At 57.0% G+C, this 24,507-nt stretch carries 23 protein-coding genes and 1 other RNA gene; 11 read left to right on the forward strand and 13 right to left on the reverse strand.

Annotated features, from left to right (window positions below):
* Positions 1–18 precede the first annotated feature (18 nt).
* The gene (gene rlmE / locus PCPL58_RS23160) at positions 19–669 is read right to left on the reverse strand and encodes a 23S rRNA (uridine(2552)-2'-O)-methyltransferase RlmE (RefSeq protein WP_003313635.1); all 651 of its coding nucleotides are present in this window, start codon (positions 667–669) and stop codon (positions 19–21) included.
* 103 nt (positions 670–772) lie between these two features.
* Between rlmE and PCPL58_RS23165 the strand changes: the two genes are divergently transcribed.
* On the forward strand, positions 773–1,084 hold the full coding sequence (locus tag PCPL58_RS23165; RefSeq protein ID WP_003340569.1) for a YhbY family RNA-binding protein: 312 nt from the start codon (positions 773–775) through the stop codon (positions 1,082–1,084).
* Between the two features lie 78 nt (positions 1,085–1,162).
* Here PCPL58_RS23165 and greA read toward each other — a convergent pair whose 3' ends face one another.
* The 7 genes from greA to grpE form a co-directional block, all read right to left on the reverse strand.
* Positions 1,163–1,639 carry a transcription elongation factor GreA gene (greA, locus tag PCPL58_RS23170; RefSeq protein ID WP_003400161.1) on the reverse strand — a complete coding sequence of 159 codons (477 nt, stop codon included), beginning with the start codon at positions 1,637–1,639 and terminating at the stop codon, positions 1,163–1,165.
* The gene (gene carB, locus PCPL58_RS23175; protein WP_058444169.1) at positions 1,636–4,857 is read right to left on the reverse strand and encodes a carbamoyl-phosphate synthase large subunit; all 3,222 of its coding nucleotides are present in this window, start codon (positions 4,855–4,857) and stop codon (positions 1,636–1,638) included. Before carB ends, greA begins: the two co-directional genes overlap by 4 nt.
* A 136-nt stretch (positions 4,858–4,993) precedes the next feature.
* Positions 4,994–6,130: a glutamine-hydrolyzing carbamoyl-phosphate synthase small subunit gene (carA, locus tag PCPL58_RS23180; RefSeq protein WP_065350533.1), complete on the reverse strand. Its 1,137-nt coding sequence runs from the start codon at positions 6,128–6,130 to the stop codon at positions 4,994–4,996.
* Positions 6,131–6,346: 216 nt separating this feature from the next.
* Complete coding sequence (gene dapB / locus PCPL58_RS23185) at positions 6,347–7,150, reverse strand: 4-hydroxy-tetrahydrodipicolinate reductase (RefSeq protein WP_065350534.1); 804 nt, start codon at positions 7,148–7,150, stop codon at positions 6,347–6,349.
* Between the two features lie 21 nt (positions 7,151–7,171).
* Entirely contained in the window at positions 7,172–8,314 is a 1,143-nt protein-coding gene (gene dnaJ, locus PCPL58_RS23190; protein ID WP_065350535.1) for a molecular chaperone DnaJ, read from the reverse strand.
* 326 nt (positions 8,315–8,640) lie between these two features.
* Entirely contained in the window at positions 8,641–10,557 is a 1,917-nt protein-coding gene (gene dnaK, locus PCPL58_RS23195) for a molecular chaperone DnaK (RefSeq protein WP_003431542.1), read from the reverse strand.
* A gap of 111 nt (positions 10,558–10,668) precedes the next feature.
* The gene (gene grpE / locus PCPL58_RS23200) at positions 10,669–11,232 is read right to left on the reverse strand and encodes a nucleotide exchange factor GrpE (RefSeq protein ID WP_003313642.1); all 564 of its coding nucleotides are present in this window, start codon (positions 11,230–11,232) and stop codon (positions 10,669–10,671) included.
* A 270-nt stretch (positions 11,233–11,502) separates the two neighbouring features.
* Here grpE and recN point away from each other — a divergent pair, with 270 nt between their 5' ends.
* On the forward strand, positions 11,503–13,176 hold the full coding sequence (gene recN, locus PCPL58_RS23205) for a DNA repair protein RecN (protein WP_003431547.1): 1,674 nt from the start codon (positions 11,503–11,505) through the stop codon (positions 13,174–13,176).
* A gap of 44 nt (positions 13,177–13,220) precedes the next feature.
* Here recN and fur read toward each other — a convergent pair whose 3' ends face one another.
* Positions 13,221–13,628: a ferric iron uptake transcriptional regulator gene (gene fur / locus PCPL58_RS23210; RefSeq protein WP_003313643.1), complete on the reverse strand. Its 408-nt coding sequence runs from the start codon at positions 13,626–13,628 to the stop codon at positions 13,221–13,223.
* Between the two features lie 98 nt (positions 13,629–13,726).
* Between fur and PCPL58_RS23215 the strand changes: the two genes are divergently transcribed.
* The gene (locus PCPL58_RS23215) at positions 13,727–14,248 is read left to right on the forward strand and encodes an outer membrane protein assembly factor BamE (RefSeq protein ID WP_003431549.1); all 522 of its coding nucleotides are present in this window, start codon (positions 13,727–13,729) and stop codon (positions 14,246–14,248) included.
* Between the two features lie 64 nt (positions 14,249–14,312).
* Here PCPL58_RS23215 and PCPL58_RS23220 read toward each other — a convergent pair whose 3' ends face one another.
* The 3 genes from PCPL58_RS23220 to PCPL58_RS23230 are packed head-to-tail and all read right to left on the reverse strand — an operon-like array spanning position 14,313 to position 16,465.
* Complete coding sequence (locus PCPL58_RS23220) at positions 14,313–14,627, reverse strand: RnfH family protein (protein ID WP_065350536.1); 315 nt, start codon at positions 14,625–14,627, stop codon at positions 14,313–14,315.
* Entirely contained in the window at positions 14,620–15,054 is a 435-nt protein-coding gene (locus PCPL58_RS23225; RefSeq protein ID WP_003431552.1) for a type II toxin-antitoxin system RatA family toxin, read from the reverse strand. The genes PCPL58_RS23220 and PCPL58_RS23225 overlap by 8 nt, the downstream gene beginning before the upstream one ends.
* 7 nt (positions 15,055–15,061) lie before the next feature.
* Positions 15,062–16,465 (reverse strand): sodium-dependent transporter, encoded by a 1,404-nt coding sequence (locus tag PCPL58_RS23230; RefSeq protein ID WP_024648070.1) that lies wholly within the window; start codon positions 16,463–16,465, stop codon positions 15,062–15,064.
* A gap of 113 nt (positions 16,466–16,578) precedes the next feature.
* Here PCPL58_RS23230 and smpB point away from each other — a divergent pair, with 113 nt between their 5' ends.
* The 7 genes from smpB (at position 16,579) to PCPL58_RS23260 (ending at position 21,389) form a co-directional block, all read left to right on the forward strand.
* Positions 16,579–17,061 (forward strand): SsrA-binding protein SmpB, encoded by a 483-nt coding sequence (gene smpB, locus PCPL58_RS23235; RefSeq protein WP_003313649.1) that lies wholly within the window; start codon positions 16,579–16,581, stop codon positions 17,059–17,061.
* Between the two features lie 310 nt (positions 17,062–17,371).
* Positions 17,372–17,656 (forward strand): hypothetical protein, encoded by a 285-nt coding sequence (locus PCPL58_RS23240; protein WP_065350537.1) that lies wholly within the window; start codon positions 17,372–17,374, stop codon positions 17,654–17,656.
* A 110-nt stretch (positions 17,657–17,766) separates the two neighbouring features.
* Positions 17,767–18,158, forward strand: a transfer-messenger RNA (tmRNA) gene (gene ssrA / locus PCPL58_RS23245).
* Between the two features lie 282 nt (positions 18,159–18,440).
* A complete protein-coding gene (locus PCPL58_RS23250; protein WP_054082016.1) occupies positions 18,441–18,944 on the forward strand; it encodes an Hcp family type VI secretion system effector in 504 nt (167 codons plus the stop codon).
* Positions 18,945–18,955: 11 nt separating this feature from the next.
* Positions 18,956–19,387, forward strand: a complete 432-nt coding sequence (locus PCPL58_RS32805; protein WP_083188472.1) for an STM2901 family protein — start codon at positions 18,956–18,958, stop codon at positions 19,385–19,387.
* Positions 19,365–19,814, forward strand: a complete 450-nt coding sequence (locus PCPL58_RS23255) for a DUF1493 family protein (protein ID WP_065350538.1) — start codon at positions 19,365–19,367, stop codon at positions 19,812–19,814. Before PCPL58_RS32805 ends, PCPL58_RS23255 begins: the two co-directional genes overlap by 23 nt.
* A 489-nt stretch (positions 19,815–20,303) precedes the next feature.
* Positions 20,304–21,389: a GGDEF domain-containing protein gene (locus PCPL58_RS23260; RefSeq protein ID WP_065350539.1), complete on the forward strand. Its 1,086-nt coding sequence runs from the start codon at positions 20,304–20,306 to the stop codon at positions 21,387–21,389.
* A gap of 15 nt (positions 21,390–21,404) precedes the next feature.
* Here PCPL58_RS23260 and PCPL58_RS23265 read toward each other — a convergent pair whose 3' ends face one another.
* Positions 21,405–21,836: a GNAT family N-acetyltransferase gene (locus tag PCPL58_RS23265; protein ID WP_024662458.1), complete on the reverse strand. Its 432-nt coding sequence runs from the start codon at positions 21,834–21,836 to the stop codon at positions 21,405–21,407.
* Positions 21,837–22,228: 392 nt separating this feature from the next.
* Here PCPL58_RS23265 and katG point away from each other — a divergent pair, with 392 nt between their 5' ends.
* Positions 22,229–24,499 (forward strand): catalase/peroxidase HPI, encoded by a 2,271-nt coding sequence (katG, locus tag PCPL58_RS23270; protein WP_065350540.1) that lies wholly within the window; start codon positions 22,229–22,231, stop codon positions 24,497–24,499.
* Positions 24,500–24,507 lie beyond the last annotated feature (8 nt).

Below are 24,507 nucleotides of genomic sequence, written 5' to 3' on the forward strand. Positions count from 1 at the left end.
AAAAGCTATCGCGCCTTGTCAAAAACGCTCGATGCTGGCTGCGCCATCAATGCCGCGAAAGCCGCGAGCCAGCAGGTATTGCTCGCGTGACCTGTCGCGGGACGACGACGGTTTGCGCATCTGCACCTTGTCGAACAGCTTGCGAATATCCTTGTGGTAGACATCGAAGCCTTCACCCTGGAAGACCTTGATCAGAAAATCGCCACCGGGACGTAGTACCCGACCAGCAAGATCGAGCGCCAATTCGCAGAGAAACATTGCACGCGGCATATCTACAGCGCTCAATCCACTCATATTGGGGGCCATATCGGAAATCACAAGGTCTACCTGCGTATTACCGACTGCCTCCAGGATCTGCTCAAGAATCGCATCCTCGGTAAAATCCCCCTGAATGAAGGTCACATCGGGGATGCTGTCCATTTCAAGGATGTCGGAAGCGATCAGACGACCTTGACCGCCGATCAGACGACTGGTCACCTGCGACCAGCCTCCCGGCGCTGCGCCGAGATCGATCACGGTCATGCCCGGACGGATGAGCTTGTCCTTTTCCTGAATCTCCAGCAGCTTGTAACTGGCACGCGAACGGTAACCGTCCTTCTGCGCCATTTTGACGTACTTGTCGTCGAAGTGTTCTTTGAGCCAGTTATGGCTTGTCTTGGAACGGGCCACGGGGCACCTCAAAAATAAACGAGTCGTGATTAACTGGGCGGTCCCGGACTCGCTCGGGTAAACTGGCCGCCGCTTTTAAAAGATCAGACGCAGAGGTCAGATTATGCCGCTCACTCCAGAGCAGAAGAAACAATACAAATCCATTGGCCACCATCTGAAACCGGTATTGATCGTGGCTGACAATGGCTTGACTGAAGGTGTACTTGCAGAGCTTGAACGCGCATTGAGCGATCATGAGCTGATCAAGATCAAGCTCAACATCCTCGACCGCGAAAGCCGTCTCGGAGCCATCGCAGAACTGTGCAAGGCCGGTTCTGCTGACCTGGTTCAGGTCATCGGCAAAATGGCGTTGATCTATCGCAAGAACCCAAAGGTAAACAAGCAACTGTCCAACGTCCACCGCGCACACGGATAAAAACAGAAGTCAGGGCCGCCAAAAGCGCGCCCTGACTCTTTTTTGCCGCTGAAAGCGCCCGTAAAACGGGCGCCAGCATCAGATGTGACGTACTTCGATGATTTCGTACTCGATAACGCCACTCGGCGTTTTCACCACGACGACATCACCTTCTTCCTTGGCAATCAAGGCACGGGCAATGGGCGAGCCCACTGAAATCTTGCCTTTCTTGATATCCGCTTCGTCCTCACCCACGATCTGATAGACCACGCTTTCGTCAGTCTCGACGTTAGCGATTTCGACTGTCGTGCCGAAAATCACCTTGCCGGTGTGCGGAATAGTCGTGACGTCGATGATCACAGCGTTCTGCATGCGGCCTTCGATGTCACGTATACGCGCCTCGACCATCCCCTGCTGCTCGCGGGCAGCATGGTATTCGGCGTTTTCCTTGAGGTCGCCCAGTTCGCGCGCAGTACCGATGTCCTGGCTCAACTTGGGACGGACCACCTTGGTCAGGTGGGTCAGTTCTTCTTCCAGGGCGCGAGCGCCCTGGACGGTCATTGGGTATTTGATCATGCCTTCAATCCTGCATGGAGATCCTGCAAGCGACGTACAGTCTTCTCCGGACCAAACTTGAGCGCTTCACAAATCGCTTCGCCTGCTGCAATGGTAGTGGTGCAGTAAATCTTGTGCTGCAGGGCGTTGCGACGGATGGAGTAGGAATCCGCGATCGACTGGCGACCTTCGGTGGTGTTGATGATCAGGGTGACTTCGTCATTCTTGATCATGTCGACCACATGCGGACGGCCTTCGGTCACCTTGTTGACGCGACGCACTTTCAGGCCTGCCGCTTCGATCAGCTTGGCAGTGCCTGCGGTGGCAACGATCTCGAAACCGAGATTGATGAGGTCACGAGCGACCGCTTCAACCAGAGGCTTGTCATCGTCACGTACGCTGATAAACGCGGTACCGCCAGTTGGCAGCACTTCGCTCGCGCCCATCTGGGCCTTGGCAAACGCTTCACCGAAGGTATCACCCACACCCATCACTTCACCGGTCGATTTCATTTCCGGGCCGAGGATCGGGTCAACGCCAGGGAATTTGGCAAACGGGAACACTGCCTCTTTCACGCTGTAGAAGTTCGGAATGATTTCCTTGGTGAAGTTCAGCTCTTTCAGGGTTTTGCCTGCCATCACGCGGGCAGCGATCATCGCCAGCGAAACACCGATGCACTTGGAAACGAACGGCACGGTACGCGATGCGCGCGGGTTGACTTCAATGACGTAGATGTCTTCGCCCTGAAGCGCCAGCTGCACGTTCATCAGGCCGACAACGCCCAGTTCCAGCGCCATCTTCTTGACCTGCTCACGCATTTCGTCCTGGATGTGAGCCGGCAGCGAGTAAGGCGGCAGCGAGCACGCGGAGTCACCGGAGTGAACGCCCGCCTGCTCGATGTGCTGCATGATCGCGCCGATCACCACATCAGTACCGTCGCAGACCGCATCGACGTCCATCTCGATTGCGCAGTTCAGGAAGTGGTCCAGCAGCACAGGGCTGTCGTTGGACACCTGAACCGCTTCGCGCAGGTAACGCTTGAGTTCGTCTTCCTGGTAAACGATTTCCATCGCACGGCCACCCAGTACATAGGACGGACGCACCACCAGTGGATAACCGATCTTCGCTGCGGCACGAATCGCTTCGTCTTCGCTGCGCACCGTGGCGTTTGGCGGCTGACGCAGATTCAGACGCTCGACCATGTGCTGGAAGCGCTCGCGGTCTTCGGCACGGTCGATGGCATCAGGGCTGGTGCCGATGATCGGTACGCCGGCGGCCTCAAGAGCCCGCGCCAGTTTCAGAGGCGTCTGGCCACCGTACTGGACGATCACACCTTTCGGCTTCTCGACACGGACGATTTCCAGCACGTCTTCCAGGGTAACAGGCTCGAAGTACAGACGGTCCGAGGTGTCGTAGTCAGTGGAGACGGTTTCCGGGTTGCAGTTGACCATGATGGTCTCGTAACCGTCTTCACGCAGTGCCAGCGCGGCGTGCACGCAGCAGTAGTCAAACTCGATACCCTGGCCGATACGGTTCGGGCCGCCACCCAGGATCATGATCTTGTCACGCGTCGAAGGGTTGGCTTCGCACTCTTCCTCGTAGGTCGAGTACAGGTACGCGGTGTCGGTTGCGAACTCGGCGGCACAGGTATCGACGCGCTTGTAGACCGGGAACACTTCCAGCTTGTGACGATGAGTCCGCAGGTTTTTCTCGGTAACGCCCAGCAGCTTGGCCAGACGCGCGTCAGAGAAGCCCTTGCGCTTGAGACGGAACATCAGGTCGCGGTCGATCGCCGACAGACCCAGGGTCTTGATCTTCTCTTCGTCCTTGATCAGGTCTTCGATCTGCACCAGGAACCACGGGTCGATCATGTTCATGGCGAAGATTTCTTCGACCGTCATACCGGCGCGGAAGGCATCGGCGACGTACCAGATACGCTCGGCGCCCGGCACGGTCAGCTCGCGCTTGAGCGTGCTCATGCTTTCCGGATGGCTCAGATCCAGTTTCGGATCAAGACCGCACACACCGACTTCCAGACCGCGCAGGGCTTTCTGCAGGGATTCCTGGAAGGTACGGCCGATGGCCATCACTTCACCGACCGACTTCATCTGAGTGGTCAGACGCGCATCCGCCTTGGCGAATTTCTCGAAGGCAAAGCGCGGCAGCTTAGTGACGACGTAGTCGATCGACGGTTCGAACGAAGCCGGGGTCTTGCCGCCAGTGATTTCGTTCGACAGCTCGTCGAGGGTGTAGCCGACGGCCAGCTTGGCGGCAACGCGGGCGATCGGGAAGCCGGTCGCCTTGGAGGCCAGCGCCGAGGAGCGCGATACACGCGGGTTCATCTCGATCACGACCATACGGCCGGTGTTCGGGCAGATGCCGAACTGAACGTTGGAACCACCGGTTTCAACGCCGATCTCGCGCAGCACTGCCAACGAGGCATTACGCAGGATCTGGTATTCCTTGTCGGTCAGGGTCTGTGCAGGCGCCACGGTGATCGAGTCACCGGTGTGCACACCCATCGGGTCGAAGTTTTCGATCGAGCAGACGATGATGCAGTTGTCCTTTTTGTCGCGGACAACTTCCATTTCGTACTCTTTCCAGCCGATCAGCGATTCGTCGATCAGCAGCTCCTTGGTTGGCGACAGGTCCAGACCACGGGCGCAGATTTCTTCGAACTCTTCACGGTTGTAAGCAATACCGCCGCCGGTACCACCCATGGTGAACGAAGGACGGATGATGCAAGGGAAGCCGAGCTTTTCAAGCACCGCGTTGGCTTCTTCCATGCTGTGCGCAATACCGGAGCGCGGGCACGCCAGGCCGATGGACTTCATCGCCTTGTCGAAACGCGAACGGTCTTCTGCCTTGTCGATGGTGTCGGCGTTGGCGCCGATCATTTCGACACCGAACTTCTCCAGAACGCCTTCGCGCTCCAGATCCAGTGCGCAGTTCAGAGCCGTCTGGCCGCCCATGGTTGGCAGCAGTGCGTCAGGACGCTCTTTTTCGATGATCTTGGCAACGGTCTGCCACTTGATCGGCTCGATGTAGGTGGCGTCGGCCATGGCCGGGTCAGTCATGATGGTGGCCGGGTTGGAGTTCACCAGGATCACGCGGTAACCCTCCTCGCGCAGAGCCTTGCAGGCCTGGGCGCCGGAGTAGTCGAATTCACAGGCCTGGCCGATCACGATGGGGCCGGCGCCGAGAATCAGGATGCTTTTAATATCTGTACGTTTTGGCATGGGTTGTCACTCAAATCCGCAGGTCAGTCGGCAAGCCGTCTTGAACATTTGTCTGAGGTGGCCTGGGCGGCAGCGACCGGACATTGAGTCCGGGGCCGCCCTGGGCACCTGCGTATTACCGTCTCAAGGCAACCGGTCAGCTGCGCTTGGCCATGGCTTCGATAAAGCGATCGAACAAAGGCGCGACGTCGTTCGGGCCCGGGCTCGCTTCAGGGTGACCCTGGAAGCTGAATGCGCTCTTGTCGGTCAGCTCGATACCCTGCAGGGTGCCGTCGAACAGCGACTTGTGAATGGCGCGAACGTTGCCCGGCAGGGTCGCCTCATCCACCGCAAAACCGTGGTTCTGGCTGGTGATCATGACCACACCGGTGTCCAGATCCTGGACCGGATGGTTGGCACCGTGGTGGCCGTGGCCCATCTTCACGGTCTTGGCACCCGCAGCCAGCGCCAGCAACTGGTGGCCCAGGCAGATGCCGAACACCGGAATGTCGGTTTCCAGCACTTCCCTGATCGCCTTGATGGCGTAATCGCACGGCTCCGGATCACCTGGGCCGTTGGACAGGAAAACGCCGTCCGGCTTGTAGGCGAGCACTTCACTGGCAGGCATTTGTGCAGGCACCACGGTTACGCGGCAACCGCGCTCGACCAGCATGCGCAGGATGTTGACCTTGACGCCGTAATCGTAAGCGACCACATGATAAGGCAGCTCGGACGCGGCGATTTCAGGGTGGCTGTCGGTTTTCAGATCCCAGACGCTGGAGCGCCACTCGTAGGTATCCTTGGTGCAGACTTCCTTGGCCAGATCCATGCCCTTGAGGCCCGGAAAGCTGCGAGCAGCGGCAATGGCCGCCTCTTCGGTGATGTTATCACCGGCCAGGATGCAGCCGTTCTGGGCGCCTTTCTCACGCAGGATGCGGGTCAGGCGACGCGTGTCGATGCCAGCGATGGCAACGACGTTGTTGGCTTTCAGGTAATCACCGAGGGACAGCTTGTTACGCCAGTTGCTGGCTACCAGAGGCAGGTCGCGAATGACCAGGCCGGCGGACCAGACGCGATCCGACTCTGCGTCTTCAGGGGTGGTGCCGGTGTTGCCGATATGCGGGTAAGTCAGGGTAACGATCTGCTGGGCGTAGGAAGGATCGGTAAGAATTTCCTGATAGCCTGTCATTGCGGTGTTAAACACCACCTCACCAACGGTCTGACCGTCGGCTCCAATGGCTTCGCCGCGAAAAATGCTGCCATCAGCAAGGGCGAGTATGGCTGGCTTAGTCAAGAAGACCTCCCGTAAATAAAACCTGAAAGGGCGATCGCAGGCTGCAAAAAAGCGGAATGACGTAGTTACGTCACCCCGCTTTCTTATGGAATCATCTGCGCGCTTTTAGTGGACACACTAAAGCTTTAGCTTACAGAAAAGGCCCATTTTGGTCTACCACCAATGAGCCTGAAATGCGGGGAAATGCGACAGGGCCACGAATGGCCCTGTATGAAATCAATGCAGACCCAACACATCCTGCATGTCATAAAGCCCAGGTGCCTTGCCGTCGAGCCACATTGCAGCCCGAACGGCACCCTTGGCGAAGGTCATGCGACTGGATGCCTTGTGCGTGATCTCGACCCGCTCACCGTCCGCGGCGAACAGCACGGTGTGATCACCCACCACGTCACCGGCACGAATGGTCGCAAACCCGATGGTCTGGCGATCACGCGCACCGGTCTGCCCCTCACGACCGTAGACCGCAACCTTTTCCAGATCACGACCCAGCGCATTGGCAACCGCTTCACCCATGCGCAAGGCGGTGCCGGACGGCGCGTCGACCTTGTGCCGATGGTGCGCCTCGGTGATTTCGATATCAACCTCATCACCCAGAACGCGCGCAGCGGTGTCGAGCAGCTTCAGACACAGATTCACACCGACGCTGAAGTTGGCAGCAAAGACGATCGGAATGTCTTTACCCGCCTCTTCCAGACGCAGCTTTTCTTCCGTGCTGAAACCGGTGGTACCGATAATCATCGCCTTGCCCGCCTTGCGACAGAACGCCAGATTTTTCAGCGTCACCGAAGGATGAGTGAAGTCGATCAAAACGTCGAACTCGTCCGCCACCTTTGCCAGATCACCCGACAGCGGCACGCCGATACGGCCCAGCGCAGCCAGTTCGCCCGCATCAGCGCCCACCAGCGTGCTGTCAGGACGATCAATAGCGGCGGTCAAGCCGGCGCCCGGTGCCTGCTGAACCGCCTCGATCAAGGTCTTGCCCATACGCCCGGCGGCGCCTACTACAGCAATACGTCGCATGCCCTGCTCCCGTTGATAGCCTTACAGATCGCCGAAGAAACGCTTCACACCCTCAAACCAGCCACTGGCTTTCGGAGAGTGGGACTCGTCGCTTTCAAGCGAGGTGCGGAACTCTTCAAGCAGCTCGCGCTGGCGCTTGCTCAGGTTGACCGGGGTTTCGACTGCAACACGGCACATCAAGTCACCGGCACCGCCGCCACGCACTGGAGCGACGCCCTTGCCACGCAAGCGGAACTGCTTGCCGGTCTGGGTACCTTCGGGGATTTTCAGTTTGACGCGACCGTCGAGCGTCGGCACTTCAAGCTCGCCGCCCAGCGCTGCATCGGTGAAGCTGATAGGCACTTCGCAGAACAGGTGCTTGCCGTCACGCTGGAAGATCGCGTGTTCGCGCACATTGATCACGACATACAGGTCGCCGGTAGGGCCACCCTGGGTACCCGCCTCGCCTTCGCCAGACAGACGAATGCGGTCACCAGTATCGACACCTGGCGGCACTTTGACGGAAAGCGTCTTGGACTCTTCGACGCGGCCTTCGCCATGACAGGAATCGCACGGATCGGAAATGATCTTGCCGTGGCCGTGGCAGCGCGGGCAGGTTTGCTGCACAGAGAAAAAACCCTGCTGCATGCGCACCTGACCAATACCACCGCACGTAGGGCATGTGACAGGCCAAGAACCCTTCTTGGCACCGCTGCCGTCGCATGGCTTGCAGTTGACCAGCGTCGGAACGCGGATATTCACGTTAGTACCGCGAACTGCCTCTTCCAGATTCAGCTCCAGCGTATAGCGCAGGTCGCTGCCGCGCTGAGCGCCGCCACGACCACCGCCGCCACCGGCACGGCCGCCGCCAAAGAAGTCGCTGAACACATCGCCGAAGATATCGGAGAAGTTGGCGCCACCGGCACCGCCACCAAAACCACCGCCGCCACCCATGCTCGGGTCGACACCGGCATGGCCATACTGATCGTAGGCCGCGCGCTTGCTGGCGTCGGAAAGCACTTCGTAGGCCTCGTTGGCCTCTTTGAACAGCTCTTCCGATGCTTTGTCATCAGGGTTGCGGTCAGGGTGATGCTTCATCGCCAGACGGCGATAAGCCTTCTTCAGGTCCGCCTCGCTGGAGCCTCGCTCCACTCCCAACACTTCGTAATAATCACGCTTTGCCATAATTCTTCCGCACTCTTGAGGACGTTCGGCGAAAGCTCTCCTGAGCCACACCAAACTCGTTGAGCCCCATACAGGCCCGGACCCAACTCACGTCGATTCAACGATCCTGGTCTTCGTTCAGAGCCAGATGCATCCGGCCGAGAAAGCGGCAGAATGATTCGCCACGCAGGAGCGTCGCGATCTTGCCACGTGGCTTGCGGAGCAACTCCGCACGCCGAAATTTTTGCTTGTTCCAGACACGCCAACGCGGGAGCAAGCTCCCGCGCGGCGACATCCTACCAGTCAGCGCTCGAAAGAGGTCAACCGGCTTTCAAGTGAGCCTGCGCTTACTTGTGGTCTTTTACTTCTTCAAACTCGGCGTCGACAACATCGTCAGCCTTGGCAGTTTCTTCAGCTGGCTTGGCCGCAGCGTCCGGGTTTTCAGCCTGCTCGGCGTACATCTTCTGAGCGATTGGCGCGGAAACCTTGGACAGCTCTTCAACCTTGGCTTCAATGGCGGCCTTGTCGTCGCCTTTGATAGCGGCCTCCAGAGCAACCAGTGCAGCTTCTACCGCAGTCTTCTCTTCAGCAGTGACCTTGTCGCCCGCGTCAGCGATCATCTTGCGAGTCGAGTGGACCAGCGCATCACCCTGGTTACGGGCAGAGGCCAGCTCTTCGAACTTGCGATCTTCTTCGGAGTTGACTTCAGCATCGCGAACCATCTGCTGAATTTCTTCCTCGGACAGACCGGAGTTGGCCTTGATCACGATGGACTGCTGCTTGCCGGTGGCCTTGTCTTTCGCGCCAACGTGCAGGATGCCGTTTGCGTCGATGTCGAAGGTCACTTCGATCTGTGGCACGCCACGTGGAGCAGGTGGAATCTCGGCCAGGTCGAACTTGCCCAGCGACTTGTTCTGACCGGCTTGCTTACGCTCGCCTTGCAGGACGTGGATGGTTACCGCGTTCTGGTTGTCATCGGCAGTCGAGAACACCTGGGATTTCTTGGTAGGAATCGTGGTGTTTTTCTCGATCAGCGCAGTCATCACGCCGCCCATGGTTTCGATACCCAGGGTCAGCGGGCTGACGTCCAGCAGCAGAACGTCTTTGACATCACCGGCCAATACTGCGCCCTGGATGGCAGCGCCCATGGCAACGGCTTCGTCAGGGTTGACGTCTTTACGTGCTTCTTTGCCGAAGAACTCGGTCACCAGCTTCTGCACCAGCGGCATACGCGTCTGACCACCGACCAGAATCACGTCGTTGATCTTGCTGATATCGATACCCGCGTCTTTCAACGCCATGCGGCAAGGCTCGATGGTGCGCTGAACCAGGTCTTCAACCAGCGATTCCAGCTTGGAGCGGGAGATCTTCACTACCAGGTGCTTAGGACCGGTTGCGTCTGCAGTGATGTACGGCAGATTGACTTCGGTCTGGGTGCTGGAAGACAGCTCGATCTTGGCTTTTTCGGCAGCTTCTTTCAGACGCTGCATCGCCAGCGGATCACCCTTGAGGTTCATGCCGCTTTCTTTCTTGAATTCGTCGACGAAGTAGTCGATCAGACGAATGTCGAAGTCTTCACCACCCAGGAACGTGTCGCCGTTGGTGGCCAACACTTCGAACTGGTGCTCGCCATCGACTTCAGCGATCTCGATGACCGAGACGTCGAAGGTACCGCCACCCAGGTCATAAACGATGACAGTGTGGTCGCCCTTGGCCTTGTCCATACCGTAAGCCAGTGCAGCTGCGGTAGGTTCGTTGATGATGCGCTTGACGTCCAGACCGGCGATACGGCCAGCGTCCTTGGTAGCCTGACGCTGACTGTCGTTGAAGTAGGCCGGAACGGTAATGACCGCTTCGGTAACCGCTTCACCGAGATAGTCTTCGGCAGTCTTCTTCATTTTCTTCAGGATTTCAGCGGAGATCTGAGGAGGCGCCATTTTCTGGCCATTCACTTCAACCCAGGCATCACCGTTGTCAGCTTTGACGATCTTGTAAGGGACCATCTGGATGTCTTTCTGAACGACTTCCTCTTCGAACTTGCGACCGATCAGACGCTTTACCGCATAGAGGGTGTTGTGCGGGTTGGTGACCGCCTGACGCTTGGCGGACTGACCGACCAGGATCTCTCCATCATTTGCATAAGCAATGATCGAAGGTGTAGTACGAGTACCTTCGGCGTTCTCGATAACCTTGACGTTACCATTTTCCAGAATGGAGACGCAGGAGTTGGTAGTCCCCAGGTCGATACCGATAATTCTGCCCATCTTTGACTCTCCCGAAACTTGCAAAACTTGGATTGGGTTGCCGCCAGTGCGCTTACACCGTGCGGTAGCTCTTAAACGCTTGACCTTTAAATGGGGGCCTTACAGCTGATTTCAAGCCTGCTCGTTGATTGACGGCGTTGCAGGCGACGGTGCCTTGCTGACCACGACCATGGCCGGGCGCAACAGGCGACCATTAAGCTGATAACCCTTCTGAAATACCTTGAGCACCGTATTGGGCTCAACGTCGGCACTTTCCTGCATGGCCATAGCCTGGTGCTGGTCGGCACTGAACGGTTGACCGTGTGGATCGATGGCTTCCAACTGATAACGCTTGAGGGTGTCCTGGAACATCTTCAAGGTCAGCTCGATGCCTTCACGCATCGGGCGAATGCTTTCATCGTCCGGACTGGACAGATCAAGGCCTCGCTCCAGACTGTCGATGATCGGCAACAGATCACCGGCAAATTTTTCCAGCGCAAACTTGTGCGCCTTTTCAACATCCTGTTCGGCACGGCGGCGGACATTCTGCAGATCCGCAGCCACGCGAAGGGATTGGTCCTGCGCAGCAGCCAGTTGCTCTTCGAGCACCTGCACGCGAGTTGTCAGTTCATCACCCGCGCCCGCTTCGGCAGCCTGATCCTGCGCCTGCGCATCCAGATTCTGTTCGTCAGCCATACATGTTCTCCTCTAAAGACGTTCGCGATCCCGATTCGCGCTTCTGCCCACCTACATGGGATCGGATTTTCCGGCTTCAAGGGTTTCATGTGATCGAGATACGCATTCCCTGACAAATAATCCGCATTCCAGCCCAACAAAAAATGGCGACTTGACACAAGAGGGACTAAAAACCACTACAGACCGATCAAATCGAGCTAAGCAAGGGCATTGTCAGCCACAAATAAAAGACTGTATAAATAACCAGACAAACAGCCCGGGAGCCGCTCAATGCTGGTGCACCTTTCCGTACACAACTACGCCATCGTCGAACACCTTGACCTTGAACTGGATCGAGGCATGAGCGTCATCACCGGCGAAACCGGCGCGGGCAAGTCGATCATGCTCGACGCCCTCGGCCTGACCCTGGGCGACCGTGCCGACAGCGGCGTGGTCCGGCCAGGCGCCGACAAGGCCGACATCCTGGCCACGTTCGACCTGGGCGACATTCCCGAGGCACAGACCTGGCTCAAAGAGCGTGACCTGGACAACGACGGCCCCTGCATCCTGCGCCGGGTCATCACGGCCGAAGGCCGGTCACGCGCTTATATCAATGGCTCGCCCTGCCCTCAGGGCGACCTTAAAGCGCTGGGCGAATTGCTCATCGATATTCACAGCCAGCATGAGCACCAGTCGCTGCTCAAGACCGATACCCATCGACGCCTGCTCGACGAATACGCGGGTGCGACCGATCTGGCCCGTCAGGTCCATCTCGCTGCACAGCGCTGGCGGCAGACGCGGCAGGAGCTCGAACGCCTCTCCAACTCGGGTGACGAGCAACGCGCACGGCATCAGTTGCTGAGCTATCAGCTCGAAGAACTGGAAAGCCTGAGCCTGGGTGAAAACGAGCTTGAACAGCTCGAACAGGAACACAAGGACCTGACCAACGCCGAAAGCCTGCTGAGCATTTGCCGACAAGTGGTCGAGCAGTGCAGCGAAAGCGATTCCGGCAACGTACTCAATGCCCTGACCGCCAGCCTGCATCGTCTTGGCAGCGTCGACCATTCACCCTCCGCCCTCAGCGAGGCCACAGGGCTGCTGTCCAGCGCGCAGATACAGGTAGAAGAAGCGGTAGGCGAACTGAATCGCTTTCTGGATCACTTCGATGCCGATCCGGCCAGACTGCAACAGCTTGAAGAACGTCTCGATGCCATTTACACACTGGCGCGCAAACACCGCATCCAGCCGGGCGAAGTCGCGACACTGCAACAAAAGCTGCTGGATGAAATAGAAACACTGAATGCCAACGACGAATCCATCGAACGGTTGGAGCATGAAGTGCAGGCATTTGCCAGGCACTATCAGGATAAAGCCCGCGAGCTGAGCGACCTGCGCCACAATTCGGCGACGAAACTGGCCAGCGCTGTAGAACAGGAAATTCATCGTCTGGGCATGCCCGGCGGCCGTTTCCAGATCGACCTCAAAGCCAACGCCAGCGTAGAACCCTCGCCTCACGGCCTGGAGCAGGTAGAGCTACTGGTCAGCGCCAACCCCGGCCAGCCATTGAAAGCGCTGGCGAAAGTCGCGTCGGGTGGCGAACTGTCGCGCATCAGCCTGGCGATTCAGGTCATCACCGCACAAACATCTCGGGTGCCGACGCTGGTATTCGATGAAGTGGATGTGGGGATTGGCGGGCCGACCGCCGAGATCGTGGGGCAACTGCTGCGTCGCCTGGGCGAGCGCGGCCAGGTCATGACCGTCACTCACCTGCCGCAGGTCGCGGCGCAGGGCCATCAGCACCTGTTTGTGCACAAGGTGCGGGACAACGACGCAACGCGCACCGCCGTGTCCAAGCTCAGCAAGACTGAACGTATAGAGGAAGTCGCCCGAATGCTGGGCGGCATCGACCTGACCAAGGAATCTCTGGCGCACGCCAAAAAGATGGTCGTTACGGCTAAAAGCTGAGCCATAGAAAGCACAAAGGCGACCGCGGTCGCCCCTGTTGCTGATTACGCCTTCTTGTTGCGGACGTAGAGCACCAGATTGTGGTCCACCAGGTCAAAGCCGTGTCGTTCGACGATGGCTTTCTGAAGCTTCTCGATTTCTTCGTCGAAGAATTCGATCACCTCACCCGACTCCACGTTGACCATGTGGTCGTGGTGGCCGCCATCAGCCAGCTCGAATACCGCATGACCGCCATCGAAATTGTGGCGCACCACCAGTCCAGCGGACTCGAACTGAGTCAGAACACGGTAAACCGTGGCGAGACCGACGTCCTCGCTGGCCTCCATCAGAGCCTTGTAAACATCCTCGGCACTCATGTGGCGTTGCTCTGCAGAGTCGAGCATTTGCAGTATTTTGACCCGCGGTAAGGTTACCTTGAGTCCTACTTTACGTAGTTCGTTATTTTCAACCATGGTCAGCTTTCTCGCAGACGCTGCTTCGCAGCTTCTCTTAATGCAGGTATGATCGGAGTTTACGTTGTCCCAGCCAAGATAGTGGAAGTCGCCCACCGATGCAAAACACCAAGCTCTTGCTAACCAGTTTCACCTTCGTGGGACTGCTCGCACTCGCCGGTTGTTCATTCCCCGGGGTTTACAAAATCGACATCCAGCAGGGTAATGTCGTCACGCAGGACATGATAGACCAGTTACGTCCCGGAATGACCCGGCGGCAAGTACGGTTTATCATGGGCAACCCCCTGTTGACCGACACTTTCCACTCCGATCGGTGGGATTACCTGTACAGCCTGCAACCAGGTGGCGGTGAACGCCAGCAGGAGCGTGTCAGCCTTATATTCAACGGCAATGACCAGCTCGTGAGCCTGTCTGGCGACTTCATGCCCGGCGTCAGCCGCGATGAAGCCATTCTCGGCAAGGGCAGCGACACCACTGTCCCTGCAGAGAACCAGCCAGTGCAGCAGCCTGAAGAACCGGCCAAGCCAGGTTCGTTGCTGGATACAATCCAGAAGGACGTGGACAGCGTCGAGACCGTACCGGTCCCGACCCAGGAGCCGCTGGACACCAACACCCGGTAGTCCAAAGCGCCCAACAAAAAGCCCGGCATGCCGGGCTTTTTTGTGCCTTCCATTCAGCCAGCGTTCAGCCGGGAGGCGTTCTTTTCTCACGCGCCTTGGCGGCACGCAGACGTCTGATCTCCATGGGGTCGGCCACCAACGGGCGATAAATCTCTATCCGCTCACCCGCCTCGAGCACCCGCGCAGCAGGATCAGCCACCACTTTGCCGAAGATACCCACGGCACACTGACCAAGATCCAGCTCGGGAAACTCCTTGTCCATACCGCTGAGTGCCAGCGCCTGACGTACCGAAGACCCGGCCGGGACATCGATCGTCTTCAATACCTGGCGCTGTACAGAGGCGTAGACCACCTCTATCTGAATCGATGCGTCAGCCATGCAGCTCTTTCGCTCGCTGGCAGAATGCATCCACCAGCGTGTTGGCTGCCTGATTGAACAGTGGCCCTAGTGTGGCGCGAACGAGGGTGCCGGCATAATCGAAGGACAGATCCAGACTGATCTTGCAGGCTTTCTCGCCCAGCGGCTTGAACGTCCAGACGCCGTGAAACTGTTCGAAAGGCCCTTCGACCAGGTCCATCACGATCGACTCACCGGGAACCAGCGTGTTGCGCGTCATGAACTTCTGGCTCAGACCGCCCTTGGCGATCTCCAGGCTGGCGCGCATCTGCGCCTCACTGGCTTCAACCACGGTAGCGGACGAACACCACGGCAGGAACTCGGGATAACGAGCCACATCATTGACCAGGTCATAAAGGAACCCGGCCGGGTAAGGCAGTAAAGCAGAGCGTTGTATATGCGTAGTCATGTGAGCGTCATTTCCAGAGCTGAGCGGCAAACACCACAAGAATGCCGAGCGGCGCCACGTAGCGCATCAAAAAGTACGTCAGGTTGAAGAGCAGCGGACTGCGAATCGACAATTCGTCGCGCACTGTCTCACGGCCCATCACCCAACCAGCGAATACTACAAAACACAACCCACCCAGCGGCAACATGATCCGCGAAGTGAAGAAATCAATGACTCCGAAGAAGTCCAGGCCAGTCGATGCGCCCCATTGATAGAGGTGGAATGCGCCTCCATCGTTCACGAAAAACTTGGCTTTTTGCCAGATATTGAACGAGAACACCGTGCCGAGGCCCACAAACCAGCAGGTAAAGGCCAGCCAGAACGTCACCCAGGCGCGGCGAATACGGGTGCGCTCGACCAGGTAGGCGACCATTGGCTCTAGCAACGAAATCGCCGAGCTCCAGGCTGCGACGGCCACCAGCACGAAGAACACGATGCCCATCAATTGGCCGAATGCGACGTTGCCGAACGCGTAAGGCAGCGTAACGAACATAAGGCCCGGCCCCTCGCTGGGGTTCAGGCCCGCAGCAAACACGATCGGGAACAGCGCAAGGCCGGCCAACAGCGAAACGAAGGTATCGAGCAACGCGATACCGACGACCGTGCTGCTGATCGACGCGCCTTTGGTCATGTACGCGCCGTAAACCATGATCGAGCCGACACCAACGCTCAGGGAAAAGAACGCATGGCCCATCGCGGGCAGCAAGCCATCCAGCACCTTCTCCGGGTTGAAGTCGAACATGAAATGCACGCCTTCCATGAAATGCCCGGTGGTCAGGCTATAGCCCAACAGCGCGAGCATCAGCAGGAACAGCATCGGCATCATGATGCGCAGGCTTTTCTCCAGCCCGGCCTCGACACCCTTGCCGATCACCACCGCCGACAGCAGCATGAAAATGGTGTGCCACAGAATCAGACGCCATGGGTCGGCAATCACCGCACCGAAATACGCACCGACCTGATCCGGCGACACGCCTTGAAAGTCGCCGCGCCCCATGTCGATGATGTAATCCAGCGACCAGCCGCCCACCACACTATAAAAGGAGAGAATCAGCAGCGCCGTGATCATCCCGGCAAACGCACCCCAGGACCAGCGCGGCGAATGCCCGGCTTCCTGCGCCAGCGTCTTGAGCGCATTCGCAGGACTGAGCCGGGAACGACGGCCAATCAGCGTCTCGGCGATCATGACCGGAATACCGATCAGCGCGATGCACGCCAGAAAAACCAGTACAAATGCACCGCCGCCATAGGCACCGACCATGTACGGAAATTTCCAGATACTGCCCAGCCCCACAGCAGAGCCGGTAGCAGCCAGGATGAACACCCAGCGACTTGCCCAGCTACCGTGGACCGAAACCTTGTCCGTCGACATTATCGAAACGCCCAGCCAAAAAAGATCGCGCATTGTCCGGGATTCAACCTTTGTGCTCAAGCACGCGCTTTCCCGTAGCCGACATTGATGCAACTGCCTATAATGCGCCCCCTATGGCTAAGCTCAAGAAACACCCTACAGGGACCATCGCGCAAAATAAGAAAGCGCGTCACGATTACTTCATCGAACACAAGTTCGAGGCCGGTCTGGTCCTGTCTGGCTGGGAAGTAAAAAGCCTGCGTGCCACCAAGGTACAGCTGGTCGACAGTTATGTGCTGCTCAAGGATGGCGAGGCCTGGCTGATGGGTTGCCACATCACGCCTCTCAAGACTGCCAGCACGCACGTCATCGCTGACCCGACACGCACCCGTAAACTGCTGCTGAACAAGCGCGAGCTCGAAAAGCTCACCAGCTCGGTTCAGCAGAAAGGCTATGCCTGCGTAGCCCTTTCCGTTTACTGGAAGGAGCATCTGGTCAAGTGCGAAATTGCACTGGGTAAAGGCAAGAAGGAATACGACAAGCGTCACACCGAACGTGAACGCGATTCGGACCGTGAGCTGCAGCGTGCCGTGCGCTCCAAAGGCAAGGAAGACTAGCAGCCCCTGGCGCTGGCGTGTGCCAAATGTCCTGACCCGGACATTTGGCACTTCGTATCCACCCCTTTATCCCCACACCCCTCTCCACTTCCCCGCTTCAACCCGTTCGATACCCCAAAGCGAAGATCGCCTCATTTTGGTGCTTGAATGCGCAATGTGGCTATTTCGCAGTATTCCGAAAATAAAATAGAACGCCTGCGTCACACCACAGTCAATCCTTTAGGCCCAACTGTTAAACGGGCTTTCAAACCCTCGGGCGACGGCCTCAAATACCGGCCATACCGAGTCCACAGGTTATAAGGAGACACACATGAAGCGTACCGCCCTCACTGGATTGTTCCTCAGCGCCGCCCTGTTGGCTTCGCCGGTTTTTGCCGCCGATGATTTGTGCGCTGCAAACATCAAGACCATCGAAAACGCCAACACCTCGTCCAGCACCAACTTTAGTCCAGAAAACAAGACTATGCTCGAGACCACTGTGAAGAACGCCAAAGCGGCCCAAGCGCAGAATGACGAGAAAAAATGCGTTGAGATCACCACCAAGACCATCACTTCCCTGAAAAATACCGGTTCGGGCAGCGAAGGCACCAAGTAAACCTTCGAGCAGGCCAGCCACTCAGGCTGGCCTGAACGATTGCAGCAGACGGGTCGACGTGCCACGCCAATTGGCGTACACTGCGCCCCAGCGATTGCGAAAGCAGTCTCGGGGCCGATTTGGATTCGACGCCGGTGATGAAACTTTAGGTGCATGCCGAGTTGGTAACAGAACTCGTAAATCCACTGTTGCAACTTTCTATAGTTGCCAATGACGAAACCTACGGGGAATACGCTCTCGCCGCGTAAGCGGTGCTAGCCTTCCTTCTGGTAGCTTCGGCTCCAGCAATCATCAGGGGATGCCTGTAAACCCGAAATGATTGTCATATAGAACAGGATCGTCGCCTAGTACGTTGTGGACGAAGCGACTAAAACTTACACAACTCGCCCAAAGCACCCTGCCCGTCGGGTCGCTGAGGGTTAACTTAATAGACACGGCTAAGCATGTAGTACCGACAGCGGAGTACTGGCGGACGGGGGTTCAAATCCCCCCGGCTCCACCAAATTGCAAATGAGGACGCCCTAGGGCGTCTTTTTTTGTGGGTGAGATTCTGTGGACTCGCACACAAGCCTGCCTTCAATGCAGCATCATCGATGAGAAGCTACTTTTCGTAAGGAGCATAGCTCGCGCACCGTAAGGGCCTGGCTTTGCGATTTCAGGTGGTCACGTCACGGAACGTCAACCCGCACACGCAAAAGGTGCTTGACGACGAATCTCAAATGTATGAGTTGTGCTATCGTACGGCGTCAATGAATTACATTAAGAGATATTCCAAGGAGCTGGAATGAGTATTGATGCATATCTTTGGATTGATGGGATTAGCGGAGAGTCTACGGACTCTGACTGCAAAAACTGGATTGAGATTAACACGTTTTGCCTATCAGCCTCTCAATCAGTTTCAAGGACTGCAAGCTCAGCAGGCGGGGCTACCGTAGCCAGGGTCTATTTAAGCGACTTCAGTATTGTAAAACTCGCTGACAGTGCGACTCCAAAAATCCTCGAAGCATGTTGCGCTGGTCGACATATCAAGCAGATGAAGCTGTATGTACGTCGTGCGGGCGGTGACAAGCAAAAATATCTGGAATACGTATTTGACGAAGTCATAGTAAGCGGCGTCGTATCCGGCAATCTATTTGAGCGGTCGCCCTCAAACTTTCCTGAGGAGGTAGTTAGATTTAATTACGCCAGGATCAGCATGCAGTATTCACAGCAAAGCCGAACCACCGGCTTGATAATTGGACAGATCTCCGGCGGCTGGGATCAAGTAAAAAATAGCACTTACGCATAAGGATGGTTTAAGTGGCTAGAATATATTGTTACGACGGCGACTGCGGATTAACTGCAAATGAGCTGCTATTTGTAATTGCCACAGAGGTGGCAATGGATGAATTTGGATTGGACGATGCAGGGGCTGCATTAGCCATCGTCTTAGGTGCCAACATAATACCAACCAGAACAAAGCCTGGCGGAGCGATTAACAACACTTCCATCATGTCCATAGTCACGCGACGCACTCTAAACAACCGCAGGTTTCCTGGAAGCTTCAGAGCACCCTCTCTTACAGGATGGTTTCCGCCACACCTACGATGGACACGCAGCATTGGCGGTTTCATCGCACGGGCAACACCGGTTATCGGATGGTCTTATACTGCATACGAACTGGGTAAGATAGGATACGTAACGGTGAACACCTACAACTCCATCGTAGATGAACAAGATCAGGTTTTTTAAGATGGATAAAAACGATCTGAACCATGACATCCTTAATTATCTCATAGAGAGAATCTACTTTTATGTTGGATTCGGCAAAAAAGCATTTGAAACGCTTAGCCTCGCCACCAGAGTCAGTTGGGATCTCGGGCTTGACGGTGACGATGCCAGTGACTTCATGGAAGATTTTTTTGAACACTTTAACGTCGACCGAGGCGACTACGACCACTATCGCTATTTCAAGCCTGAAGGGACTGACATTTTCGTATTCTTCAGATCTAAAGATCGGCGCGCAAAGACCGTAATGACTTTAGGCATGTTGTATAACGCAGCCCAAACCAAGGCATGGGACTGCGAAACTCTTGAAAAGATTAACTTTAGCACTTTACCAATTTACAATCGTACCGAAGAAATCCCTATTGAGGGTTTTAGCATAAACACCAGATAATATTTATATTAGAGGATAGCTGAGCAGAAGCACAAATGACTGAGCTCGTTCAAAAGAGCTCCTTATGCCCGGTATAAATATTTAAACCTTGCGAATCCCGAACTGTGCGACCTTGGCCGTCGAATTCTGCGCGACGCCTGCGGTCCGGTAAAGACTCATCCCTGAGATAGTAACCGTTTCAGTCAAGTAATCGTGCCGCGCTGCGTTTCCAGCTTTCAGTCATCGCCATGGAAGGGTACGAGTCATGGGTAGAGACGGGCGGGGAGTTCGGGCGGTCTCCGATACGAGCATCGAAATCACGTTCATGTATCGGGGCGTCCGGTGCCCTGCCCCTCATTCAACAAGGCCTGCGCGCGCCGCCCACAGCAAGACCAGCGGCCATGCCCCCCATCTGACAATCACGTATAGTGGCCATATACCACCACCCCTCTCGACCAAGGCGTGTGCCGTCGATAATGGTTCGGCTGGCATAAGTATGGAAAACTGCACATGCCGCAAAGAAGAAACCTGAAAAACTCTATTTTCATACCCTTGAAGCTGTCTCAACTGATCGGTCTTTTCAGTTGGGTTATCAGTTGGTGCCTGAATCCGTCCATTGATCGATCGCTGGATGTATTCATCTGTTGCGCGCTGACGGGGGCGACGCTGTCGATCATTGTCACGTCCAATAGCAGGAGCATGCTGGCGTGGCGTCTGTTCGGCATTATTTACATGGCGTCACTGACATTTCTGTTCAATGAACAGATCGAACGCATGGGCGAGCAAGCGTCGATGTGGGGGCTGGTTGTCACCTCCCTGCTCATCACGGGAATGAGCGTGTTCTTCGTCAAGTTTATTGATTACATCGCCGCCACTGCGCTTATCTGGTTGATCATGTGGCACACGGACCTGACGGCCATCGGCGTGGGCCATAAGCCGCTGTTTTATGTGTTCCTGATCAGTTCGACCTTGCTGGGCGGCTGCCTGAATGCGACCTTCCTGAGCCTGATCATGCAGACCATGGCAGCCAGGGACCGCTATCAGGAACTGTCCGAAACCGACACCCTGACGCACGCCCCCAATCGCCGTGCGCTGGTTGACAGTCTGAATACTGCGCTGGCGTCTGCTGAAAAATCGTCGTTGTGGTTTGCCATGCTTGATCTGGATCACTTTAAAAGTATCAACGACACCCATGGGCATGAGGTGGGTGACAATGTCCTTATAAGTTTTGCGACACGCCTCAAAGACACAAAGGGGCGAATCGCTTTTGGGCGCTTGGGTGGGGAAGAGTTTGGTGTGATCTTATCGGCGGCGAACGCCACAGACGCTGTACACGCACTGGAAGAGTTATTGATGCTCACGCAAAAGGATGAAACGGCTCAAGTGCCCTATTCATTCAGTGGCGGTGTTGCAAGTTTGTCGCGGGTTGAAACGTTCAATGACCTGTTGAAAGAGGCTGATGAGAACCTCTATCACGCCAAGCGCAGTGGCAGAAAATGTATCGCCCTTGAAGGCAGGATAGTTTCATCGAGCACTGCCAGCACGACAAAGCAGAATCAAGCGATGCAATTAGTTGACGCGCCTACGCATGCGTAGCGCCCGTCTCCCCCTTCAAACATTCCCGCCCCGCCGCACCTTCGAATACCGATCGATATCCTCCCGCAGCGTCCACCCCTGCCCGTGCCAATAACGCCCGGCCGCTTCATTACTCTTCATGACGTCCAGGTGACATTTGTAAATACCCAGCGTGTCCAGACACTCGAGGCAGCGTTCAACCAACTCATGGGCAATACCGCGCCGGCGATACTCGGGCAGCACGATCAGATGCTGCAGATAACCGCGGCGTCCGTCGTGCCCGCACATCACACAGCCGCACAGGGCGCCGCCTGCCTCGGCGACGAAGCTCATGCCGGGGTTGCGTTCAAGGTAACGTGCGGTCGCTTCGCGTGAATCGGCGTCGCGCAGGGAAATGCCGGGCGTGCTGCGCATCAGTTCGATGACCGCGTCGTAGTCGTCCAGGGTCATGCGGCGAATCGTGATCATGGGCTAAGCCTGGCCTGCAGTCTCATGGGCTGGATAGGTTAGCAGAGCCGCTTGATGCCTTGATGACAGCGCCGCCAGAGTCTGCCTATCAACCCGTAATGTTCTTTCTATTAGAAATCTTCGCGAAGAAGGCTAATCTGGATAAGCGTCGGTGAGAGCCGCGCGGTTCCACCCTGATAAGGAGATAAGAATGAGCTCAAGTTTGCGACGCACGTTGCGGGCTTGCCTCGCAGCAATCTGATGATCGCTGTGCTGCGTATCTGTAGAGCTGGCCCGATCGTTGACCGAGCGGCCGGCATGAACCCAGTGCTGTTGAGTTCCGTCATCACTGTCTGAGGTCCCGCGAGTGGACTGGATGGCCGGATGCAAATGACAAAAAAGGTGTATCAAGCATGTCAACTGAATCGAAATGCCCCTTCAACCACGCTGCTGGCGGCGGCACTACCAACCGTGATTGGTGGCCCAAGCAGCTGAATCTGAAGATCCTGCATCAGCATTCCTCGCTCTCCGACCCGATGGGCGAGAGTTTCGACTATGCCAAGGAATTCAAGAGCCTTGACATCGAAGCGGTCAAACAGGACCTGCGCAACGTCATGACCCAGTCCCAGGACTGGTGGCCGGCAGACTTCGGCCACTATGGCCCGCTGTTCATTCGTATGGCCTGGCACAGCGCCGGTACCTACCGCACAGGCGATGGTCGTGGCGGTGCAGGTGCTGGTCAGCAACGTTTTGCGCCGCTCAACAGTTGGCCTGACAACGTCAGCCTGGACAAGGCGCGCCGCCTGATCTGGCCGGTCAAGCAGAAGTATGGCCGCAAGATTTCCTGGGCTGACCTGATTGTGCTGACCGGTAACGTCGCGCTGGAGTCCATGGGCTTCAAGACCTTCGGTTTCTCCGGTGGTCGTGCGGATGTCTGGGAACCGGAAGAAGACGTGTACTGGGGTTCAGAGACCACCTGGCTGGGTGGTGAAGAGCGCTACGGCGCGCAGAAGAAAATGCAGCAACCGGGCGACGGCACGCTGGTGGCCGAGCCGGAGAACCATGCCAACGAAGAAAGCCGTACTGCCAGCGGCGAACGCAATCTGGAAAACCCGCTCGCCGCCGTGCAGATGGGCTTGATCTATGTGAACCCTGAAGGCCCTGAGGGTGTGCCGGACCCGGTTGCTTCGGCAAGGGATATCCGTGAAACCTTCGGTCGTATGGCGATGAATGACGAAGAGACCGTGGCGCTGATCGCCGGTGGTCACGCCTTCGGCAAGACCCACGGTGCCGGCCCTGCCGACAACGTTGGTCCGGAGCCTGAAGCAGCCGGCCTTGAAGAGCAGGGTTTTGGCTGGAGAAACAAATTCGGCAGCGGCAAGGGTGGCGACACCATCACCAGTGGCCTGGAAGTGACCTGGACTTCGACGCCGACCAAATGGAGCAACGAGTACCTCGAAAATCTCTTTGGCTTCGAATGGGAACTGACCAAGAGCCCGGCAGGCGCGCATCAGTGGACGCCAAAGAACGGCGCTGGCGCGGGCAAGATTCCGGATGCCCACGATCCCTCCAAGCGTCATGCACCGAGCATGCTGACCTCTGACCTGGCGCTGCGCTTCGATCCGGCTTATGAGCAGATCTCCCGCCGCTTCCTGAACAACCCTGAGCAACTGGCCGACGCGTTCGCCCGCGCCTGGTTCAAGCTGACTCACCGTGACATGGGCCCGCTGGCCCGCTACCTCGGCCCGGAAACACCGGCCGAAGAGCTGCTGTGGCAGGACCCGATTCCAAACGTTGATCATGCGTTGGTCGATGATCAGGATGTGACCGCACTCAAGGCCAGGATTCTCGCTTCGGGCCTTTCGGTCTCGCAGCTGGTATCGACGGCTTGGGCGGCAGCTTCTACCTTCCGTGGCTCGGACAAGCGCGGTGGTGCCAATGGCGGCCGTCTGCGTCTGGCTCCGCAGAAGGATTGGGCGGTCAACCAGCCGGAGCAACTGGCGGGCGTGCTGAAGACCCTCGAGGGCATTCAGAGCGAATTCAACGCGGGTCAGTCGAGCGGCAAGAAGGTTTCAATCGCCGACCTGATCGTCCTGGCGGGTAACGCAGGTGTCGAGCAGGCTGCGAAAAATGCAGGCCAGCACGTCACCGTTCCATTCGCACCGGGCCGCGCCGATGCGTCTCAAGAGCAGACCGATGTTGAGTCGTTCGGCTTCCTTGAGCCAATCGCTGATGGTTTCCGCAACTATCAGAAGGGGCATTACAAGGTCTCGGCAGAATCGTTGCTGGTCGACAAGGCGCAATTGCTGACCCTGACTGCACCGGAAATGACTGTACTGCTGGGCGGCCTGCGGGTCTTGAACATCAACGTCGGACAGAGCAAGCATGGCGTCTTCACTGATCAGCCGGGCACCCTGACCAACGACTTTTTCAAGAACCTGCTGGACATGGGCGTGGAGTGGAAAGCGACCGCAGGTGGCACTGATACCTTCGAGGCCCGTGACCGCAAGACTGGCGCAGTGAAATGGACCGGCACCCGTGTCGACCTGGTCTTCGGCTCGCATGCTCAACTGCGTGCGATTTCCGAGGTGTATGGCAGCTCGGATGCTCACGAGAAGTTCGTCAAAGACTTCGTGGCAGCCTGGACCAAGGTGATGAACCTGGACCGCTTCGACCTGGCTTGATGTGTCTG

It is taken from the genome of Pseudomonas cerasi, from assembly GCF_900074915.1.
In the GTDB taxonomy this organism is placed as follows: domain Bacteria; phylum Pseudomonadota; class Gammaproteobacteria; order Pseudomonadales; family Pseudomonadaceae; genus Aquipseudomonas; species Aquipseudomonas cerasi.

Bases quoted from the DNA above. Each gene is read 5' to 3' on its own strand.
- PCPL58_RS23165 (WP_003340569.1), top strand. From the start codon at position 773: ATGCCGCTCACTCCAGAGCAGAAGAAACAATACAAATCCATTGGCCAC.
- greA (WP_003400161.1), bottom strand. From the start codon at position 1,639: ATGATCAAATACCCAATGACCGTCCAGGGCGCTCGCGCCCTGGAAGAA.
- carB (WP_058444169.1), bottom strand. From the start codon at position 4,857: ATGCCAAAACGTACAGATATTAAAAGCATCCTGATTCTCGGCGCCGGC.
- dapB (WP_065350534.1), bottom strand. From the start codon at position 7,150: ATGCGACGTATTGCTGTAGTAGGCGCCGCCGGGCGTATGGGCAAGACC.
- dnaJ (WP_065350535.1), bottom strand. From the start codon at position 8,314: ATGGCAAAGCGTGATTATTACGAAGTGTTGGGAGTGGAGCGAGGCTCC.
- dnaK (WP_003431542.1), bottom strand. From the start codon at position 10,557: ATGGGCAGAATTATCGGTATCGACCTGGGGACTACCAACTCCTGCGTC.
- grpE (WP_003313642.1), bottom strand. From the start codon at position 11,232: ATGGCTGACGAACAGAATCTGGATGCGCAGGCGCAGGATCAGGCTGCC.
- recN (WP_003431547.1), top strand. From the start codon at position 11,503: ATGCTGGTGCACCTTTCCGTACACAACTACGCCATCGTCGAACACCTT.
- fur (WP_003313643.1), bottom strand. From the start codon at position 13,628: ATGGTTGAAAATAACGAACTACGTAAAGTAGGACTCAAGGTAACCTTA.
- PCPL58_RS23215 (WP_003431549.1), top strand. From the start codon at position 13,727: ATGCAAAACACCAAGCTCTTGCTAACCAGTTTCACCTTCGTGGGACTG.
- PCPL58_RS23220 (WP_065350536.1), bottom strand. From the start codon at position 14,627: ATGGCTGACGCATCGATTCAGATAGAGGTGGTCTACGCCTCTGTACAG.
- PCPL58_RS23225 (WP_003431552.1), bottom strand. From the start codon at position 15,054: ATGACTACGCATATACAACGCTCTGCTTTACTGCCTTACCCGGCCGGG.
- PCPL58_RS23230 (WP_024648070.1), bottom strand. From the start codon at position 16,465: ATGTCGACGGACAAGGTTTCGGTCCACGGTAGCTGGGCAAGTCGCTGG.
- smpB (WP_003313649.1), top strand. From the start codon at position 16,579: ATGGCTAAGCTCAAGAAACACCCTACAGGGACCATCGCGCAAAATAAG.
- PCPL58_RS23240 (WP_065350537.1), top strand. From the start codon at position 17,372: ATGAAGCGTACCGCCCTCACTGGATTGTTCCTCAGCGCCGCCCTGTTG.
- PCPL58_RS23250 (WP_054082016.1), top strand. From the start codon at position 18,441: ATGAGTATTGATGCATATCTTTGGATTGATGGGATTAGCGGAGAGTCT.
- PCPL58_RS23255 (WP_065350538.1), top strand. From the start codon at position 19,365: ATGAACAAGATCAGGTTTTTTAAGATGGATAAAAACGATCTGAACCAT.
- PCPL58_RS23260 (WP_065350539.1), top strand. From the start codon at position 20,304: ATGCCGCAAAGAAGAAACCTGAAAAACTCTATTTTCATACCCTTGAAG.
- PCPL58_RS23265 (WP_024662458.1), bottom strand. From the start codon at position 21,836: ATGATCACGATTCGCCGCATGACCCTGGACGACTACGACGCGGTCATC.
- katG (WP_065350540.1), top strand. From the start codon at position 22,229: ATGTCAACTGAATCGAAATGCCCCTTCAACCACGCTGCTGGCGGCGGC.